The organism is Bacteroidales bacterium, assembly GCA_016709865.1.
Taxonomy (GTDB): domain Bacteria; phylum Bacteroidota; class Bacteroidia; order Bacteroidales; family VadinHA17; genus LD21.
This window is the reverse complement of the sequence record JADJLX010000005.1, coordinates 1260806-1280472: the sequence shown is the minus strand read 5'-3', so window position 1 is coordinate 1280472 and position 19667 is coordinate 1260806. Positions and strand designations below refer to the sequence as shown.

Below are 19667 nucleotides of genomic sequence, written 5' to 3'. Positions count from 1 at the left end.
AAATATTCAATAATAAACTTACATATCGATACAAGGAGTAAATTTGTACACTAAACCAAAAAAACATGATTTTAAAAGATATTCTTGCTATTTCAGGTGAACCGGGTCTGTTCAAATTTATTGCACAGGGAAAAAATGCAATAATCATTGAGCATCTGGAGACAAAAAAGAGAAGTAGTGCTTATGGCTCTGCCAAGGTGAGCTCACTTGAAGATATTGCTATTTTTACTGAAAAGGAGGATATGCCCCTCGGTAAAGTTTTTGATTTGATTCACGAAAAGGAGAATGGCGGCCTTGCAATCGATTCAAAAGCTGATCCTGTAAAGCTGAAATCATGGTTTGAGTCAATCCTTCCCGATTATTCGAAGGATAAAGTTTATGTGAGCGACATTAAGAAAGTAGCACACTGGTATAATATCCTTCATTCTCTGAATCTACTTGTTAAAGAGGAAGCGGAAACAAAAGAAGAATCTGCTGAAGAAAAAGCACCTGCTGAAAAGAAGAAAAAGAAAGCAGCTCCTAAAGCCAAAAAAGAATAATAGATTACATATGAATTTCGGGGGCAATGAGGTAGTATATAATTATGCTGAATCAGCTATAATCATTTTGCCGGTGCCTTATGATGAGACAAGCACATGGATGAGAGGGGCCGACTATGGCCCTGACGCAATTCTGGAAGCTTCTGTCAATCTTGAATTCTACGATGTTGAAACATCCTCCGAGGCGCATCTCAAAGGAATACATACAGTTGAACCTGTCCTTGAAAAGGAGACTCCTGATAAGCTGGTTCATGCTGTTTACAAAAGAATATCCTCACTTCTTAATGAGAACAAGTTTCCGGTAACGATTGGCGGGAACCATACTGTTCCTATCGGATGTTTCAAAGCATTTGCTGAAAAGTATAATAACCTTACAATACTCCAGCTCGATGCTCATGCTGATCTGAGGCAGGAGTATGAAGGATCAAAGTACAATCATGCCTGTGCCATGGCAAGAGCACGCGAGTCTGCACCTATCGTACAGGTAGGAATAAGAAGCATGTCAGAATGCGAACTTCCTTATGTTGATAAAGACAGGATATTCTATTCCCACGAGCTGTATTATGATAAGAATCTGTATAAAAAGGCTCTGGATAAACTGACAGAAAATGTCTACATAACAATTGATCTAGATGTTTTCGATCCTTCGATAATGCCTTCAACCGGTACACCTGAACCTGGTGGGCCTGATTATTTTGAATTGATTCATTTTCTGAGAGATGTCATAAAAAACCGGAACGTTGTGGGATTCGATGTCGTTGAACTTTGCCCTTCAAAAACTAATAAATCGCCTGATTTTATTGCGGCAAAAATTATATATCAGCTGCTGTCGTATAAATTTTGCCCCCCACCCCCCTGAAGGGGGGCTAGTTTCTGGCCGGATTTATACCCCCTTTAGGGGGAAGGGGGCGAATGACCTAGTCCAGTTTTTTAGCTTCCTCCCAAATCACATTCATCTCATCAAGACTCATATCGTGAAGTGAAATACCTTTCTTAAGTGTTTCATTTTCAAGATAATTGAATCGCTTTATGAATTTCCTGTTTGTCTTTTCAAGAGCTGCTTCAGGATCAATCCCATAAAGACGCGATGCATTGATTAATGAAAACAATACATCACCGAGTTCCGATTCTATTGATTCTGTATTATGACTTTCTATCTCAGCTTTTAATTCTGCAATCTCCTCAGCAACCTTATCCCAGATTTGTTCCCTGTTTTCCCAGTCGAATCCGACACCTCTTACTTTTTCCTGAATCCTGTTAGCCTTTATAATAGCCGGTAGAGATGCAGGTACACCCGAAAGGACCGGTTTGTATCCATTATGCTCCCTGATCTTAAGCTGTTCCCAGTTCTCTTCTACCTCTGAGGCACCTGATACCTTTACATCGCTGAAAACATGCGGATGTCTGTAAACAAGCTTCTTATTTATACCTTCGAGTACATCGCCCATGTTAAAGAGTCCTTTCTCTGAACCTATTTTTGCATAGAAGACAATGTGAAGCATAAGATCGCCAAGCTCATTTTTTATTCCCTCATCATTACCTGATGAGATTGATTCAGCGAGTTCATATGTCTCCTCTATAGTGAGTTTTCTGAGCGATTCATTTGTCTGCTTCATGTCCCAGGGACATTTTACCCTGAGCTCATCCAAAATATCAAGAAGTCTGCTGAACTCCTCAAGACTTTTATTCTTTTCCTTCATCAGATAATTATTTAAAAGAGACGGTTTGGGGCAGCGGCTTTATGAGCCATGTCCACGCGTACAACAGAACCCAGACTTACACCAAGCAGTTCCGAAACATCTGCACCATTGATTGATATTTCAAGCAATTCAAGCTGATTAAACCTTGCAAGCATTTCACCAACAGGCACATCACTGTACTTTTCTGAAATAGTGTCGGTGTAATTTTTATTGCTTTGAATCAGAATCCTGAACTCTTTATCTTCGAATACCCTGTAGAATACTTCCCTGGTTATATTTGAGATTGCATTTCCATAAGAATCAATAAAAATGATACTCCCTATAATCACATCTTTATCGATGGTCGCTCTCAATGGAACCTTTTCTCTTAAGGTTTTAAGCGGGATTCCTATTTCTGATGGATTTTTCCCCGAAATAATATTGGCTGCAGCCCTGGCAAAAATCTCAAGTTCATCTGTACTGCCTGCAGGTTCAAGTTTAATTACTTCCTCGGGATCAGAATTAAGAATAAGGTTGAAGATGCCGTTATCAGTACCTACAAAGAAATGATCCTTTGCCTTCACAACCAGGTAATCCTGTCCGGTACGTGCTTCTGAGTGTACACAGATAATATGAACCGAACCTTTTGGGTAGTTATTGTAGGTATTCCTGATTATGAACGACGCGTGAGAAATGTTGAAAGGGGGTAATCTTCCGGCATTATCTATGACAATTGCTTCGGGACACATAGTGCTGAGCTTTCCTTTAATGATTCCATAATAGATATCATCGGGCTTCCACTCTGTTGTTAATGTAACTACGGGCATACGAAAAAACTTATAACAAAGATAATCTTCTAAGGAAAAAATAACCTTACTTTGTAGGGTTCAATCAACTTTTTTATGAACTATTTGCAGAGTGCTCAATTAATACCTGCAAATAAGTGCCAGTATGATTCAATTTTGTGAGGTTTAATGACAGAGATAATAATTTTTCTTGAGGATATTGATCCCGTAATCTTCTTCGGCACAAATAATTCGCTGCTTGATAAAATACGTAGTTTCTTTCCTAAAATTAAGATCATGGCCCGTGGCAATGAGATTAAATGCATGGGCGAGGAGGGCGAGATAACGATCTTTGCAGAGAAGTTCAATGAACTTGTTGAGTATTACCAGAAGTATCATCGGCTCGATGAACAGGATATAGAGAAGTATTTCTTCGATGCTGAACATATGAAGTCGGCATCTAATGGTGAGTTTGAACAGGTAATTGTTTTTGGTACCAGCGGCAAACCGGTCAGAGCCAGAACAGTAAACCAGCTTCAGCTTGTAAATGACTACAGAACAAACGACCTCGTATTTGCTGAAGGTCCTGCCGGTACAGGAAAGACATATACTTCTATAGCTTTGGCAGTGAGGGCTTTAAAGGAGCGTGAAGTAAAAAAAATTATACTTACTCGTCCGGCAGTGGAAGCCGGTGAGCGATTGGGTTTTCTTCCCGGAGATATGAAAGAGAAATTAGATCCATACCTTCAGCCTCTTTATGATGCCCTTCACGACATGCTGCCATATAAGAAACTTGAAACGTGGATTGAAGACGGCACAGTTCAGATCGCTCCCCTTGCATTTATGAGAGGCCGGACTCTTGAGAACGCTTTCGTGATACTTGATGAGGCGCAGAATGCCACAATAAGCCAGCTTAAGATGTTCCTTACAAGAATGGGGGTAAGCTCTAAATTTATTATAACCGGCGATACAACTCAGATCGACCTTCCTAGGAAGACCGATTCGGGACTATTTCAGGCAATGCGGATACTTTCAGGAGTCGAAGGGATCTCAATTATAAAGTTTGATGAGAGAGATATAGTTCGGCATAAACTCGTAAAGAGGATCGTGAGGGCTTATGAAAACGAAGAAAATGAAGCTGATAAACTAAAAACTAAATCAAAGAATAACTCTGTGTAACTCTGTGCCTCCTCTGTGTAACTCTGTGACAGTTCTTAAAAAAAGTTACACAGAGTTACACTGAGGAGACACAGAGAGGCACAGAGAAAGAGGAACTGTTAATAGATTAACAATATGGCAAAGACAATTTTAAGTTCAAATTACAAATTCCCCGGACAGAAAAGCATCTACAAGGGAAAGGTGAGAGATGTGTATAATATTAAGGATGACTACCTTCTGATGATCGTATCTGACAGGATCTCTGCCTTCGACGTTGTCCTTCCAAAGGGCATTCCTTATAAGGGCCAGGTGCTTAATCAGATAGCTGCAAAGTTTCTTGACGCTACAAGTGATATTGTACCTAACTGGAAAATCGCAACCCCGGACCCTACAGTTACTTTTGGACATAAGTGTGAGCCATACCCGGTAGAAATGATAGTAAGGGCTTATCTCACAGGAAGTTCATGGCGTACCTATAAGGCAGGTGCAAGGGAGATCTGCGGAGTGAAAATTCCTGATGGCATGAAAGAGCACCAGCGCTTTGAAAAACCTATTATTACTCCAACAACAAAAGCAGAGCAGGGCAGGCACGATGAGGATATCTCCCGCGAGGAAATAATAAAAACTGGTCTGATACCTGAAAAGGAGTATTCAATGATCGAAAAATATACAATGGCAGTTTTTATGAGGGGATCCGAAATAGCTGCCAGTCATGGCCTGATTCTTGTTGATACAAAATATGAGTTTGGTAAGAAAGATGGAAGGATCTACCTTATTGATGAGATCAATACCCCTGATTCATCACGGTATTTTTATGCTGATGAGTATCAGGAACGCTTTGATAAAGGGCTTCCCCAGAAGCAACTCTCAAAGGAATTTGTTAGGGAGTGGCTGATGGCTAACGGATTCCAGGGCCAGACTGGTCAGGTAGTTCCGGAAATGACAGACAAATTTGTCAATGAAGTATCGGAAAGGTATATAGAACTATATGAGAAGATAACGGGTGAAAAGTTTGTAAAAGCAGATATTACCAATGTCCCTGAAAGGATAGAAAAGAACTGCAGGGAATATCTTAAATCATTGTAATTCATTAATAAAGAATGATAGCTAGACTAAAATTAAGTGCATTTATACTGGTAGTTTTACTTATTACAACCAATTGTTTTGTCGCTTTATCTCAGGTTGTTGTGGAGCGCTCAAAAGAAAAAGTTATTATATCCGGTGTTGCTTATTACATACATCAGGTAAAAAAAGGGGAGACTGCATATTCTATTTCCAGAGCATACGGAATTACAGTTGAGGAACTTACCAGGGAGAATCCTCCGGCAGTATATGGAGTAAATGAAGGACAGTCACTCAGGATCCCGGTAAAACAGACCGCTACGGTAACCACGGCTGATGCTGTACCTTTAAAACAGGTTCAGAAGGATGAGAGCAAATTCCTGTATCATGGCCTGCAGCCGGGTGAAACAGTCTATTCACTCTCGAAGTTATATGGGGTGTCTGAAAATGAGATAATTCAGAGTAATCAGGGCATCGATATCAATAAATTGTCTGTCGGATACGAAATAGCAATACCAAAACGTGTCTTTATGAGCGATCGTCAGAAGTTTGATGATCAGGAGAAGAAATACATCTTTCATAAAGTCCTCAAAGGAGAATCACTCTCTTCAATTGCTGAAAAATATGGACTCTCGGTAAGGGAATTGAGAAAAGAGAACAGGGACCTGAGGTTTCCTCAGGTAGGTGATTTAGTGAGAGTTCCAGGGGTGAAAGTGCCTGAAGTTGAAGTTGTTGCACCTCCTGTAACCGACACTATTGTAGTTATAGCAGAAGAGCCGGAAGTAAAATATACAAGACCTGCTGGTTTCACAAAGGTTAAAGACCTCAAAGGATCTATAAATGTTGCTGTGCTTCTTCCGTTCTATTTTAAGGAGAATGCCGATCGCACTGAGATCGATTCCTCAAAAATGATTAAAGGAAAGAAACCACCATCTCGTAAAAAACCTGAAGAATGGATCTATCAGAAAGGTTTCGATTTTCTTGAGATGTACCAGGGAATTCTTCTGGCAGCTGATACTCTCAGGGCATTAGGTCTAGATATCAGTATTTCTGCATTTGATATAAAAGATGATACGATAGAGATTACAAGGTTAATAAACTCAGGTAAACTCGCAGGAATGGACCTTATTATCGGTCCAGTCTATTCTCATAACTTGCAGATAGTTGCCGATTATGCCAGAAACTTTGGCATTCCGGTTGTTTCGCCGGTAACATTAATGAATAATAGTGTTCTCGTAAATAATCCAACACTATTTATGGCCAATTCTTCTCTGGAAGTTGCTCAGAAAGCTCTTGCAAAAAGAATCAGTGAGAATTATGATAATAACCTGGTCTTTATTCATGCAGACTCCATCAGGTCTGACTCTGATGTGAAAAGATTCAAGGATATGATCTTTAAAGAGCTGAGCTATAAATTGCCCTATGAGGAGATAAAATTCAAGGAATTTCTCTTCTACAGCAGGTCAATGTTTGATAATGACTCAATAAACAGACTCAGTCATGCACTATCAGAAAGCACAAAGAATATAATCATTATAGCCTCTGAAGATACTCCTGTTATCAGCGAGAGCCTAACAGAGATCCACGGACTCTCAAAAAGATTTGATGTAAAGGTGTTCGGATACCCGTCTCTTCTTGATCTTGATAACCTTGATCCTAAATTGTTCTTTGATCTTGATCTTAAGATACTAACGCCTTACTGGATAGATTACACCCACGAGAATGTCAAACAGTTCAATTCCGACTACAGGAGAAAATTCCTTACCGAGCCACTTGAAAAGAGCTTTGCCTGGTCGGGTTACGACATTGCTTACTATTTTTTAAGCGGTTTGGCATTGAACGGGAGGGATTTTATATCCAATCCGGAAAAACATTATCCAGAACTCCTGCAGACAAGATTCGATTTTGTCCGAAAGGAAGAAAATGCAGGTTTTGAGAACCAGAGTCTTTTTATGGTCAGGTATACAAGAGATTACGAGGTGTTACTGGTGGAAGAGGATAGTCTTTTTAACCATTAAGAGTCAAGATTTAGAGTGATAAATTTATCCGGAAAATAAATTGTGTTAATAAAAATTAACAATTGGGAATATTAATACATTATTAATTGTCTATTTGTTGTAGTATGATTAAAGAGTCGTACAATGTTTCTGAAGAAAATGAACTGGTCAGGGCGGCTCTGGAGGGCGACAAACAGGCTTTCGGAGAGATAGTGAACCGGTACAGAAAGATGGTTGCACGTACGGTTAAAAGCATGCTTGGCGATTCTGTTTTTGCAGAGGATATTGGACAAGAGGTATTTATTAAATTATATTATTCATTAGCGGAGTTCCGGGGAGAAGCAAAACTCTCAACATATATACAGAGAATTGCTGTTAACCTGACTCTTAATGAGATAAAAAGAAGAAAAAGGTTCTTTTCAATGTTTTCCCAGAAGGGAAATAATGAAATGTATGAATTTGAGGTTGCAGATCAGGACACACAGGAACAGCGTGAGGCAACAGAAATAGTAAACAAGGCGTTAAAGGCAATGGACCCGAAATTTAGTATAATAATAACAATGAGGATGTTACAGGGGTATTCTACAAAAGAGACAGCAGAGATACTCGATCTGCCGCTCGGAACAGTACTCTCAAGGTTATCCCGGGCTCAGGAACAGTTAAAGGATATTTTGGAAAATTATAACCATTATGAACTCATCAGAGATTAAAAAATTGTTAATCAGCTCAATAAGCACCGACGCTGATCCTTCTGAAGTCTCCGCAAGACTTGAGAAGGAGGGTATCTCTTACGATTTCAGTAAGGATTTTACCGATAAAGTGCTTGACAGAATTTTCGAAACAAAGGTGGCAGTAACAAGGGAAATTGATTTTGTCAGATCTCTGAACTTTGCTTTTTATCGTATTGCACTTACAGGTGTGGCTGCAATAGTTGTTCTCCTGATTTCAATATTCCTTATGGAGGGTTCGCTGTCTTTTAATTCATTCCTCGGACTAAGTGATAGTTACGATGAGACAATAGTAAGTCTATTAACAGGAAATTAAAAGTTATGAAAGCAAAACCAATTATATTAGTCGTTATTACTCTAATCATCGGATTCGTTCTCGGAATGCTGACATCTGCACAGATAAGATATCAGAAACTTAAGCCTGTCAGGGTTTATTTCTCCGAGGACCGGTTCCGCGATGGTATTTATAAAACTATCCAGCCTGATGAGCAGCAGAAAGCTAAGATAGATCTTGTGCTGAACAAATATGCCAAGATAAACAGCGAACTGCAGACAGATTTCCGTAAGACATTTGATTCTACCATGAAAGAATTCCGCAAGGAACTGGAGTCAAACCTTACCAAGGACCAGCTTGCAAAACTTAAGGAGATGGATGACAGAAGGCAGGAGATGTACAGACAGGGTAGAAGGGACCGTGAAAACGACACGACTATTAACAGGGGTGCCAGACCTCCTCACGATATGTCAGGAAGACCTCTCCCGGGCGGTCCTCCTCAGCGTTTCGAACGTCACGATACGACTAATTTACCCGATCGTAAATAATAGATAGTCAAGCAGAATTGGGAGATCATCCTGATTTACACCAAGGGATATCAGCAGAGAACTGTCCTCCGAAAAGATCGACATAAACTGATCTTTTGAGATCTCACCACTTATAATACTCTGCCTGTAAAGAGCAATAGCTTCTTTCTTTTCCCCTTTGCATAATGCCAGATGGCCTTTGTTTATGAAATCGTGGGCTGTAAGCTTACTTTCTGAAAGCCGGTCGTAGTATTTTTCTGAATCATCAAACCTTCCAAGAGCAAAATAACAAAATGCTATCGGTCTTAATATCTTAAGGTTTCCGGGTTCTCTGTACTCAATTCTGAAATAATACTTCAATGCATTATCATAATCCTTCAGATCGAGATAACAGTGCGCAACCATAATTGCCGTATGAATATTTTCCGGCTCCATGTCACTTGCCTGAAGATAGTATTCAAGAGCCTCTTCATTTTTACCAAGTCGTCTGAGGCATAATCCTAATTTCTTAATGGTCCATACCTTCCTGTCAATTAACTCAGCTCTCCTGTAATATTTGAGTGCTTCGTCATAATCGCCGGTTTCCTGGTAACAATAAGCTATCTTTTCATAAAGCTGTGCATCAGATGGACGTTCGGAAACATGCTTAAGGAAGAGTGACAGTGCATCGTCATAGAAGTTTTTGCTGAAAAAGTAGTCTGCAAGTCCAACCTCTGCATCTGATCCCTTGTTTGTTATCCTGAAAAATTCTGAGTTATAAATGTCAAGCTTCCCTATAAACAGATCTTCGAACTCTTTCTTGTAAGGTGAAAGTTTAAAGAATCTGTAAATATCCTGAAGATACTGTGTTACGTTTGTTCTGAAACTTTTATATGGATCAGTTCCTGTTTCTTCTGCATTTAACTGCTGCAATCCTTCCAGTTCCATCCTGAAAACCTTAAGCATCATGCTTTTCTGCGCCGAAGGAAGATGTTTAAGATTCAGAAGAAGTGAATACTTGTCGCTGTTGCAGATGAAAGGTGTTTTATACAATGCTTCTGCCAGTTCGTTGGTGCCTGGTCCAAGTATCTCATCCTTGTAAATCTCGTCAACCGTCTCGTTATCGGGATAAAAAGGCACAAACCAGTTCTGAAAATCCTTGAAGAAGTCAAAGTGCTTCATATTTGCAAAGGCCGACATGTATACGTCTGCACCTTCCATCTGAAGCTTGGTAAGTTCTTCCATCGTCTTAAAAATCTCCTCCGACTCACCAAACATCTCTGACCAGTCGGGATTTTTTTCATCATTTTTATCCTTGGGAAGAATATTGTCGAGGTCAAGTTTTTCCTCAATCCTGGGTTTCAGCTTTGCCACCTGCGGCAGGATCTCATCATGAAGTTTTTTACCAAGCTTTTCTGTTTCCCTTGATCTGATAGTCTGAAATACAATTATCCTGCAGTGTTCCCTGAACTTATTATCACGACTCAGTTTTGATATCTTATCGGTTATTTCCGGATACAGTAAGATCCTGCCATTATAATAGTGAAGATTAAGAATCAGTCCTGATAGCGCCCTCTCCATAACCTGTTCCTGTCCTGCTTCATAAATATTTATAAGGTGAAACAGTTTTTCGCTCTGCCATGTCCTGAGTGAACTAAGAGTAATTGCAGTAGTAAAAATACTTGATTCATACCATCTGAATTTTCCTGATTTCAGGATGATTTTAATAAGGCTGTTCTCTGCCTCACCATAAAAGTCTGTCAGCCATAAATGATTGAAAATATTTTTTATCAGCTGTCTGTGCTTTCTTGAAATCTCAGATTCGGGATTTGGATTAACTTCATTGCTTAATTTCAGCCATTCATCAAGTTCCGACTTGAACATGAGATCATCTACAGTTTCAACTATAGTTTTTCCGCTTAGCTTGATCTCTTTTTCCGCCTGTTCCTTTATCCAGTATGTATGCCATCCTGAATAACGTGACAATATGTCCTGCCTTACACGGTCTGATAGCCCAAGAATCGATTGTATGAGCTTCAGATATATTTTATTCCTCTCAGGGTCGTTGATACCTTCAATCGTGTATGTAAGCATGTTTCTGTAGGTCATGACAATATTATCATACTCATCATGAAGGTCGCCGGAAGCAGATCCTGTGATCATATCTGACAGAATATCAAGACTTTGCTTTATTCTTTTCTCTGAAACCAGGCTGCAGAGCTTTTTATGCTGTTGTATTACTTTTGTTACATTCATTGTGTTTATCCAATTAGAATGAAATCTGACAATTCTTCATTTCATTCTGTGTAATTCTATATCTGCAACAATCAGGCCGTAACATTTAAACCATTTGTTAAACTCTTCTCTGAAACATTCCTTACTTTTGGAGTCACATCAAAATGATTCATTTTGGACGAAAGGAATAATTTACTGAATTGGCTGCCAACCACTAAAAAGGAATTGGAACTTCGTGAGTGGGAGGAGGTTGACGTAATTATCTTCACCGGCGACGCATATGTAGATCATCCTTCATTCGGAGCTGCAGTTATAGGAAGGGTTATTGAAGATGAGGGATTCCGTGTTGCAATTGTTCCTCAGCCGAACTGGAAGGATGACTTAAGGGATTTTCGTAAGCTTGGACGACCTAAATTATTCTTCGGGGTAACTGCAGGGAACATGGACTCCATGGTTAACCATTACACGGCAGCCCGGCGTCTTCGTTCCGATGATGCCTATACACCCGGAGGGCAGGCTGGATTCAGACCAGATTATCCGACAATTGTTTATACTAAAATACTTAAAGAAATCTTCCCTGATGTCCCTGTGGTTATTGGAGGTATCGAGGCTTCGATGAGGCGTCTGACACATTATGATTACTGGAAGGATAAGCTCGAACCGTCAATACTGATAGGCAGCGGAGCCGATATGCTGATCTACGGAATGGGAGAACAGCCATTGAGGGAACTAATGAAATTGCTGTCGAAGGGGATTCCTTTTTCGTCACTTAAGACTATTGCCCAGACAGGAATACTTGTAAACCGTAAGGAGGAGCTTCCTGTTCAGAAACAATGGAAGGACATAACACTAAATTCCTTTGAAAAATGTCTGAAAGACAAGAATCTGTTCTCAGACAATTTTCTGAAATTCGAGAAAGAATCTAATAAAATTGAATCTGCCAGACTAAATGAACCTTCAGGTGATTTTAAGGTAATAATTAATCCGCCTTTCCCTCCAATGACAGAGGCTGAGGCTGATAGTACTTTTGATCTGCCATACATGTACCTTCCTCATCCCCGATACAACAAGAAGGGCGATATACCGGCATATGAGATGATAAAATTCTCTGTTAACATTCATCGCGGATGTTTCGGAGGATGCAGCTTTTGTGCAATCGCGGCACATCAGGGTAAACAGATAATCAGCAGATCTGAAAAGTCAATACTAAATGAGGTGACCAAGATTTCAAAATTGCCTGATTTCAAGGGAAATTTGTCTGATCTGGGAGGTCCGTCAGCTAATATGTACCGGATGAAAGGCAAGGATATGAAGCTTTGCCAGGTCTGTGCGCGTCCATCATGTATATGGCCAAATGTATGTAAAAATCTGAATGCCAACCATAAGCAGCTTACTGATCTTTACAGGAAAGTTGACAGAATACCCGGGATAAAGAAATCATTTATTGGCAGCGGAGTCCGTTATGATCTTTTATTCCCCGAATGGAATAAGAGTGCAGGAAAGGATGAAGGAGAATATCTTGAAGAGCTTGTTTCGAAACATGTCTCCGGACGGCTTAAGGTGGCTCCTGAACACACATCTCCCCATGTTCTGTCGCATATGCGGAAAGCTCCTTTTGAGCTATTCAGGAAACTGAAAAAACGATTCGATAATATCAGAGAGAAAAATGGTCTGAAATATGAAATTATACCTTATTTCATTTCCTCTCACCCCGGATGTACCGATGCTGATATGAAAGAACTTGTTGCCGAGGTTAAAAGTCTGGGTATTAAACCTGAACAGGTTCAGGATTTTACACCGACTCCCATGACTCTTTCGACACTTATGTATTATACAGGGTTTGATCCGTTCACCGGGAAGAAAGTATATGTTGCACGAAGCAGTGATGATAAGAAGAGGCAGAAGGAGTATTTTTTCTGGTATAAAACTGGTGACAGGTACCAGGCGCCAGGCAACAGGAAGGAGAAAGGGAGAAAGGGTGAAGGGGAGAAACGAAGATAGAGGTGACTTACGCCAGGCGTAGTTCTCCGCTAGGCGTAGTCTCCAGACTACACTTAGCATTTAATATTAATTTGTAACGGCTCGGTGGTTGCGGTAGTAAGAAAAGTTTATTACCCCAACCGTCCGTGTTATAGTGCGTTTATTAATTAAAACTGTCCACCAGCGATGAAATTGTCACGGTAGCAGGATTGGTCAGGATTTCAGGATTGGACGGTCGTAGGATTGCTCACGGTACAAAAAGTATAATAAGTGGCTATAAATTACATTGATAGACATTGGGAATATTGAGGATCTGTCCGGAAGGTCAGGGTGATCAAAAGTTTTCCAGGACTTTTACCTCTACTCTCCTGTTAATGGCCCTAGTCCTTTCGTCAAAGTCCATATATAAAGGAGATTTTTTACCAAAACCGGTGAAGTTTAGTCTAGATGAGTCAATCCCATTTTTAATTAGCCAATTATATACTGCTTTTGCTCTATTGATTGATAATTCTAAATTGTATTCGTCGTTTCCAATATCATCTGTATGTCCGGAAATGAGAAGTTTTAAGTTTGGATTGTCAGTTAGAAATTTCTTAACGATAAAAAGTACACTGTCAGCACTTTGAAGTAACTCATAACTGTCAAACTGAAAATTGACATTTTTTAGAATAATAGAATTACCTGTTTTGAGTTGAGTTAAATCATTTTCTATGAGCAATGAATAAGGCTTTTCTACTTGTTTTATTGTATCAATTGGAACTGTTGTGTTATTACATGAGCATTCCGTTTTATCCTGTATCTCATTTAGTTCAACCTTGTCAATTAAATAGTATGCAGAGAGGTCTATACCAAAATTAGTCTTAGGCATATCTTTCCTTGAAATGATCTCTAAACTCTCTGCCGGAGCAAATCTCCCAATAGTAATAAATTGTTCTCCTCCTCCTGCGATAAAAAAGTCACATATTGTAATGAACTGTTTATTATTAACTTTTGATGTTGATAGGATTACCTGAGGTTTAAATGATGATTCAGTTCCGGTATGTATTTTAATCGGTTTGGTTGAAAGATGGATCGCAAGATGATCCACCGAAAATCCCGAGTAGGAAGCCAGGGCAATAGACACCTTTAAACAGTATTTTTGTCCTTTGGATAATGGTTTAATAATCTGACCTTGGATGTACTCTGAGTAAGGTTCTGATTTTTTATATAGAGCTAGTCCAGCATAGTTGAATTTATCAGGAAGAGGGAAATCAAGAAGGTAGTTGTAGTTTAAAACATTGATGAACCTGTTGTAGCTTAAATAATCAGGTGTGAATAGTCCAGGAGTCACCCAAAAGGGAATCCAATCTTCGAGCTTTGATTTTCCATTAGAAATTATTGGTATAGGTTTGTAGTAGAATAGCTCAAAGTCCGGATTCAAGATTAAATTAGGTCCACTTGAGAGCGGTTTAATCCAAATCGTATCCCAAATACCTTTTAAGACTGTTATTTCACCAACTTGTTGATTATTGTTGTAAATCTCCTTAGTGGAATTGTAAAGGATCCCGTCTTTAAAGAAATCATCTCGATACTTATTTCCTTGTTCTGTATAGTAGATCCATTTCCCGTGAGGTAGGTCTTCCCATTTATTTCTAAGATCATCCAGTTTTTTTAAGTTTAGGGTAGCTTTGTAGTTTTCGATCCTTTCCAATTGTCCATTCTGATACCAGTATTTCCACTCTCCATCCCTCTTTTTCAATCCTTTGAAATATGCATATTTCTTAGGGATGCGCCAATCAAAACTGGAATAGGAAAAGACGGACCCTTTTGATTGCAATGTCCCATTATCATAGAATGTTTTGACTTTTTCTCTTTGTGCGTCTAAATCAGATAATATAATCAGGAAGACGATAATAAATATGCTGTGTTTCATATGGCTATCAAGATAAATATTATTCCAGATTATTTCAAGCCCACATAGATGTGAAGGAATTGTCTCGCTATAGAAGATTTGTCACGATGTGATAAAAATATCCAGATAAGGACGGAAAAATCATAACTCAATATTGTCTGTCTTGAGGAACTGTCTTTGATGCAGGATTTGTCACGGTATACAAATTTAAATATAAAAAGGATTTGGAGTTATAGTGCGTTTGGATGTGTCAATTTTGGGGTCAGGCAGGAAATCGCAAATGCACTATAACGGCCGCTGGTATGGGCAGTAAGCTTATTACCTCAACCATCCGTGTTATGGTTAGTTCTAATTTTAAAATTGTCACGGTATAACGAAACTGTCTGGATAAATAGTATCAAGTAATAATTAACAAATTGGTTATTTTCTCTCGTAAGTTATCCATTGAGGGTTAGTATTATCAGCAAAATAGATCATCATTGAATTATTAGAAACATTATTAATGCTGTACGTATCAACACATTTGGTTTCTTCAATAGAGCCATCTTTTAGGGTTAATTTAACAGTTGTAATAATTATGTATTGTTTATTTTGTCCCCATTCTGCTGTCACTTTTCGTGTAGTATTTCCAGATTTGGTAATTGTCTCCTTCCCATCAAGAGAATACGTTACTGTCTCATCGATAGGCTTTTTTTCCAGAAAATCAAATGTGCCTGTTAATGTAATACTATTGGATTGTTGCGTAATAGTAAGTATTGATGGTATAACTTCCTCATAAATTTGATCTTGTTTAAGATGCCAAACTCCAGAGAAATCTGCGGCAGTAGAAGATTTAAGTATACTATCTCTTTGTTTGTTTAATTTTTGAATATCATCTTCTGTGTAATCCTTAAGACAACGAACAGATAATCCATCACGCTTGCTGTTTGTGGATGGAAAAGCACTACTATTATTGGCATAAATAACTAATCCTGTGGCCATATATGTATTGTAACCTGATGAACTCCACCATTGTCCTGCACGACCAATTACGTCAAACTCACCATTTATATATCGGTATCCAACTGGAAGTCCATTGAAGCCACTGCTATTGTTTCTGGTTTGATCAAACCCTACATTGCCATCTATTGAATCAGGATTCCAGCCATTAGTGGATGCTAAAGATTTAGCTACCACATTTGAGTTCTTCTTCCCATATCCATTATTCGAAAGATAAATAAATAGTTGATTCAACAATTCTTCTCTAGTTGGTATATGCCAGCCAGTTGGGCATAGCATATTTGTATTAACCGCATACCAATTATATAGCGCCCCATAATTATCCTTATTTGCAGTTTCATTATTATTATACCAACAGTAAGCAGGAGTGAATTCTTGCCATTTATTCTCATCTATAACCAAAGGTATATCAGACCCATCATTGTATTTTGTGGTTTTTAAGTTTTCAGCCATCCAAATCTGCATGCCGATTTTAACTGTTTTGTATACATTGCCATCTATATCCTTAACGGTTGGAGATTGGAAGTTGGTTAATCCGGAACTATCCATGACCTTTTGTAGACCTTGTGATTTTGATGGGATACAGCTAAGGAAAAGAAATGATAAAACCGCCAAATTTATTGTTATAAAAATTCTAAAGCTATTAATGATTTTATTTGGATTCGCCTTTGTTAACATTATCAATCGTTTCCGGGTTAATGATTGATTAAAGCCGCTCGTTAAGGGAAAGTTTCTTTTATAACCAATAAAACTAATGAGGTTTTCAGCATAACTATTTATGTCGGATGAATATTGTACTACTCCATTATCAGCCAGATATTCATGATTAACTCTAAGCGCTCTGTTATACAAAATGAGAATTGGATTGAACCAATAAATTATTTGGATTATTTCAATAAAAATTATATCCAAAGAATGAGATTGCCTTAAATGTTCAATTTCATGATCCAATAATTCTTTCGCAATCTTATTGTCCAAATAGTCAAGTTTGTTGATGAAGATTGTATTGAAGAAACAAAATGGATTAACCTGATGATCAAGAAGAGCGATTTTGTATCCTGAATATATTCTTTTTTCAGATAATGATAGTTTGTGGGTGATGAAGATAATGTTTTTGAAAAAACGAAATAGCAATAGGATTACAACGGAAAAGTATAGAATGGACAAGATGTTAAAAAGAGTAATACTGGAAGATATTTTTTCCTCTGTTGTATCATCCTCAACATAAGCACTATTTGTAATATTAGGAAAAACGTTACGATCAATACTATTTACAGAAATGTTACTATTTAAGACTGTAACAATGTTATTCTGAACATCGTTACTCTGAATATTAACCGGAATTGCGACGAAAGGGATAATCAAAGAAATTACAATTGATATAATAAGAAAAAACCTGTTGAATACAAAAAGCTTCTCCTTTCTTAACAAGAACCAATAAAGCCCAAACATTAAGAGAAGGCTTATACTAGATTTAATAATGTACACTGTCATTTTTTTGTCTTTTTTGATGTAATTTTCTTATCAACTAGATCTCTAAGTTCTTTAAGTTCATCCTGATTCATATTTGTTTCATTTGCGAAGAATGAAGCGAATTGAGCAGTTGAATTGTTGAAGAAGTCTTTGATCAATCCATTAATGTGATCTGAAAAGTAATCTGACTTTTTGATCAAAGGGTAATATTCTCTCGAATTTCCGAACAGCTTGTAACTCACAAATCCTTTGTCGATCATCCGCTTCAATAATGTTAAAACCGTTGTTGATGCAGGTTTAGGGTCTGGAAATTCATTCAAAAGGTCACGAATGAAAGCTCTTTCAAGTCTCCAGAGCAATTTCATAATTTGTTCTTCAGCGGTTGTTAGATACATTGCAGTCTACGTTTAACTATATAACTCTACAAATGTAGACTTGTATTTTTAATTATCCAAATAATTTGAAAAATATTTTTCAAAAACATTGATTTAATATTTATTTCTGTTGTAATTGTACTAGTGTTAAGTCAAAATAGCGGGTGTTTGGAGCAATCCAAACTCTTGCTTGTGCGTTGGGAATTCAGGTATACTTATTAATCTTAAAATTTTATGCTGTTATATCTAGGGGGGGCTATTAGGATTGTCTAGAGGAATAAAACTGTCAATATTTAAAAGTTTCTATTATGAGCATACTGATTTCTTTACAAGTTTTGGTATCCATAACACCCAATTTTTGAATCAATCTTGTCTTGTCCACACATCTTATTTGATCAACAACGAGCTGTCCATTCTTGCCTTTAAAATGACAATTAATCCTTGTAGGATACGGTTTAAGCGTGCTGGTCATTGGTACAATTACGACAGTATTAAGAAATTTATTTGCTTCATTTGGCGAAACTACCAGACATGGACGCATTTTATTGATTTCTGAACCCTGAGTTGGGTTAAGTTCAATATTCCAAACTTCAAACCTTTTTACCATGTCCAGTCCTTTTTGTCAAAATCGTTTTCAATATCAATTATATCATTCTCTGGTGTAAAACCTTTGGCAATTGCATCAGCAAATATCTGTTCCCAATTACTTCGAACTTTATTTTCGACTAATGGTGTTATTACTAACCCTCCATCTTTCTCTTGAATTTCAACTTGATTTGCCTCACCAAATGTGCTTAAAAGCTTCTTTGGAATTATAAGCCCTCTGGAATTACCTATTTTTACTATTGTCGTTTCCATATTAAATATCTTTATACAAAGATAATAATTGTTATAACATGTTATAACAATTATTAATTATTTATTTAATGAAGCCATTAAAATTAGTCCTTGATTTGTGCAAACTTATGAATCAGGATATCTTTGAAATATAACGATTCTAAATACTGTTATTTACGGTATACTATTTTAATAAAACTGCCGTTTAAGTATAAAAATCATTAATTTTACTTTCTGCCTGTACCTGATTAGCTGCTGACTAAATGAAACTTCTATAAGTATGTCAAAAATTTCTCACAGAATATTCATAATAACACTTGTTTCAATTGTATTTATCGTCACAATATGGCTTATTTACAGAGGATTATCTTATTATAATATCAGTCTCGAAGAACGTGTTTTTCATAAGGATCATAGTGCCCTTAAACCAAGTGGAACAATTGGTCATGGTTTAGGAATTGCAGGATCACTTTTTATGATAATAGGTATGTTATCGTACATGGCAAGGAAGAGATACCGGTTTCTCTCAAGAATGGGATTATTGAAACACTGGCTCGAGTTTCATATATTTTTGTGCACTCTGGGACCGATACTTATTTTGTTTCATACTTCATATAAATTCGGCGGATTGGTTGCAGTCAGTTTCTGGAGCATGGTTGCGGTTTTTTTCAGTGGTATAATCGGTCGTTTCATTTATATTCAGATCCCCCGGTCTATCGAAGGAAGGGAACTCAGTTTAAATGAGGTTAAAGGAATGAAAAGTGATGTTGCCGGAATTGTAAGAAGTAACTACAATCTCGATGAAGAAAGCTACAACATACTTGTTGATTCAATAAAAAGAAAGTTGAATTGTACCGGAAAAATCCTTTTGTTCGTTATATATCAAAGTACCTCGACGACAGAAGATCACTAAATTCAGTAAGAACTGTTCTGAGGAAAAACAAACTGCCTGATAGTGAATATAATAAGGTGATGGCCCTGGTACGTGATGATATTCGTTTAAACCGAAGGATAGAACGGCTTGATACAATGCAGAACCTGTTCAAATACTGGCATGTGGCTCATTTGCCCTTTGCACTTGTAATGCTGATCATTATGGTAATACATGTAGGTGTAACAATACTTTTCGGATACAGATGGATCTTTTGAA

The 19667-nt window shown here is 37.8% G+C and carries 17 protein-coding genes and 1 pseudogene; 10 read left to right on the top strand and 8 right to left on the bottom strand.

Annotated elements, in window-relative coordinates; genetic code table 11:
* Positions 1-68: 68 nt before the first annotated feature.
* Both IPJ16_13905 and speB read left to right on the top strand, forming a co-directional pair.
* A complete protein-coding gene (locus IPJ16_13905) occupies positions 69-539 on the top strand; it encodes a DUF5606 domain-containing protein (GenBank protein MBK7628266.1) in 471 nt (156 codons plus the stop codon).
* A gap of 10 nt (positions 540-549) precedes the next feature.
* On the top strand, positions 550-1398 hold the full coding sequence (gene speB, locus IPJ16_13900) for an agmatinase (protein MBK7628265.1): 849 nt from the start codon (positions 550-552) through the stop codon (positions 1396-1398).
* 58 nt (positions 1399-1456) lie between these two features.
* Here speB and mazG read toward each other — a convergent pair whose 3' ends face one another.
* A complete protein-coding gene (gene mazG, locus IPJ16_13895) occupies positions 1457-2239 on the bottom strand; it encodes a nucleoside triphosphate pyrophosphohydrolase (protein MBK7628264.1) in 783 nt (260 codons plus the stop codon).
* A gap of 11 nt (positions 2240-2250) precedes the next feature.
* Positions 2251-3045: an SAM-dependent chlorinase/fluorinase gene (locus IPJ16_13890; GenBank protein ID MBK7628263.1), complete on the bottom strand. Its 795-nt coding sequence runs from the start codon at positions 3043-3045 to the stop codon at positions 2251-2253.
* Between the two features lie 147 nt (positions 3046-3192).
* Here IPJ16_13890 and IPJ16_13885 point away from each other — a divergent pair, with 147 nt between their 5' ends.
* The 6 genes from IPJ16_13885 (at position 3193) to IPJ16_13860 (ending at position 8770) form a co-directional block, all read left to right on the top strand.
* Positions 3193-4182: a PhoH family protein gene (locus IPJ16_13885; GenBank protein ID MBK7628262.1), complete on the top strand. Its 990-nt coding sequence runs from the start codon at positions 3193-3195 to the stop codon at positions 4180-4182.
* 114 nt (positions 4183-4296) lie between these two features.
* A complete protein-coding gene (locus IPJ16_13880) occupies positions 4297-5247 on the top strand; it encodes a phosphoribosylaminoimidazolesuccinocarboxamide synthase (protein MBK7628261.1) in 951 nt (316 codons plus the stop codon).
* 14 nt (positions 5248-5261) lie between these two features.
* Complete coding sequence (locus IPJ16_13875; protein ID MBK7628260.1) at positions 5262-7241, top strand: LysM peptidoglycan-binding domain-containing protein; 1980 nt, start codon at positions 5262-5264, stop codon at positions 7239-7241.
* A gap of 104 nt (positions 7242-7345) precedes the next feature.
* The gene (locus tag IPJ16_13870; protein ID MBK7628259.1) at positions 7346-7930 is read left to right on the top strand and encodes an RNA polymerase sigma factor; all 585 of its coding nucleotides are present in this window, start codon (positions 7346-7348) and stop codon (positions 7928-7930) included.
* On the top strand, positions 7911-8264 hold the full coding sequence (locus IPJ16_13865) for a hypothetical protein (GenBank protein ID MBK7628258.1): 354 nt from the start codon (positions 7911-7913) through the stop codon (positions 8262-8264). Before IPJ16_13870 ends, IPJ16_13865 begins: the two co-directional genes overlap by 20 nt.
* A 5-nt stretch (positions 8265-8269) precedes the next feature.
* Entirely contained in the window at positions 8270-8770 is a 501-nt protein-coding gene (locus IPJ16_13860) for a hypothetical protein (protein MBK7628257.1), read from the top strand.
* On the opposite strand, the gene IPJ16_13855 is transcribed toward IPJ16_13860, so the two are convergent.
* On the bottom strand, positions 8753-10984 hold the full coding sequence (locus tag IPJ16_13855) for a tetratricopeptide repeat protein (GenBank protein ID MBK7628256.1): 2232 nt from the start codon (positions 10982-10984) through the stop codon (positions 8753-8755). The genes IPJ16_13860 and IPJ16_13855 overlap by 18 nt on opposite strands.
* 153 nt (positions 10985-11137) lie before the next feature.
* Between IPJ16_13855 and IPJ16_13850 the strand changes: the two genes are divergently transcribed.
* Positions 11138-12964: a YgiQ family radical SAM protein gene (locus IPJ16_13850; GenBank protein MBK7628255.1), complete on the top strand. Its 1827-nt coding sequence runs from the start codon at positions 11138-11140 to the stop codon at positions 12962-12964.
* Positions 12965-13277: 313 nt separating this feature from the next.
* Here the strand turns inward: IPJ16_13850 and IPJ16_13845 are convergent, their stop codons facing one another.
* From IPJ16_13845 to IPJ16_13825, 5 genes are all read right to left on the bottom strand, one after another.
* Positions 13278-14855 carry an OmpA family protein gene (locus tag IPJ16_13845; protein MBK7628254.1) on the bottom strand — a complete coding sequence of 526 codons (1578 nt, stop codon included), beginning with the start codon at positions 14853-14855 and terminating at the stop codon, positions 13278-13280.
* 399 nt (positions 14856-15254) lie between these two features.
* Entirely contained in the window at positions 15255-17327 is a 2073-nt protein-coding gene (locus IPJ16_13840) for a hypothetical protein (GenBank protein MBK7628253.1), read from the bottom strand.
* A complete protein-coding gene (locus tag IPJ16_13835) occupies positions 17324-17701 on the bottom strand; it encodes a BlaI/MecI/CopY family transcriptional regulator (GenBank protein ID MBK7628252.1) in 378 nt (125 codons plus the stop codon). Before IPJ16_13835 ends, IPJ16_13840 begins: the two co-directional genes overlap by 4 nt.
* 265 nt (positions 17702-17966) lie before the next feature.
* The gene (locus IPJ16_13830) at positions 17967-18287 is read right to left on the bottom strand and encodes a type II toxin-antitoxin system PemK/MazF family toxin (protein MBK7628251.1); all 321 of its coding nucleotides are present in this window, start codon (positions 18285-18287) and stop codon (positions 17967-17969) included.
* Positions 18281-18538: a hypothetical protein gene (locus IPJ16_13825; GenBank protein ID MBK7628250.1), complete on the bottom strand. Its 258-nt coding sequence runs from the start codon at positions 18536-18538 to the stop codon at positions 18281-18283. Before IPJ16_13825 ends, IPJ16_13830 begins: the two co-directional genes overlap by 7 nt.
* A 259-nt stretch (positions 18539-18797) precedes the next feature.
* Here IPJ16_13825 and IPJ16_13820 point away from each other — a divergent pair.
* Positions 18798-19666: pseudogene (locus IPJ16_13820) on the top strand (hypothetical protein).
* Position 19667: the final 1 nt, after the last annotated feature.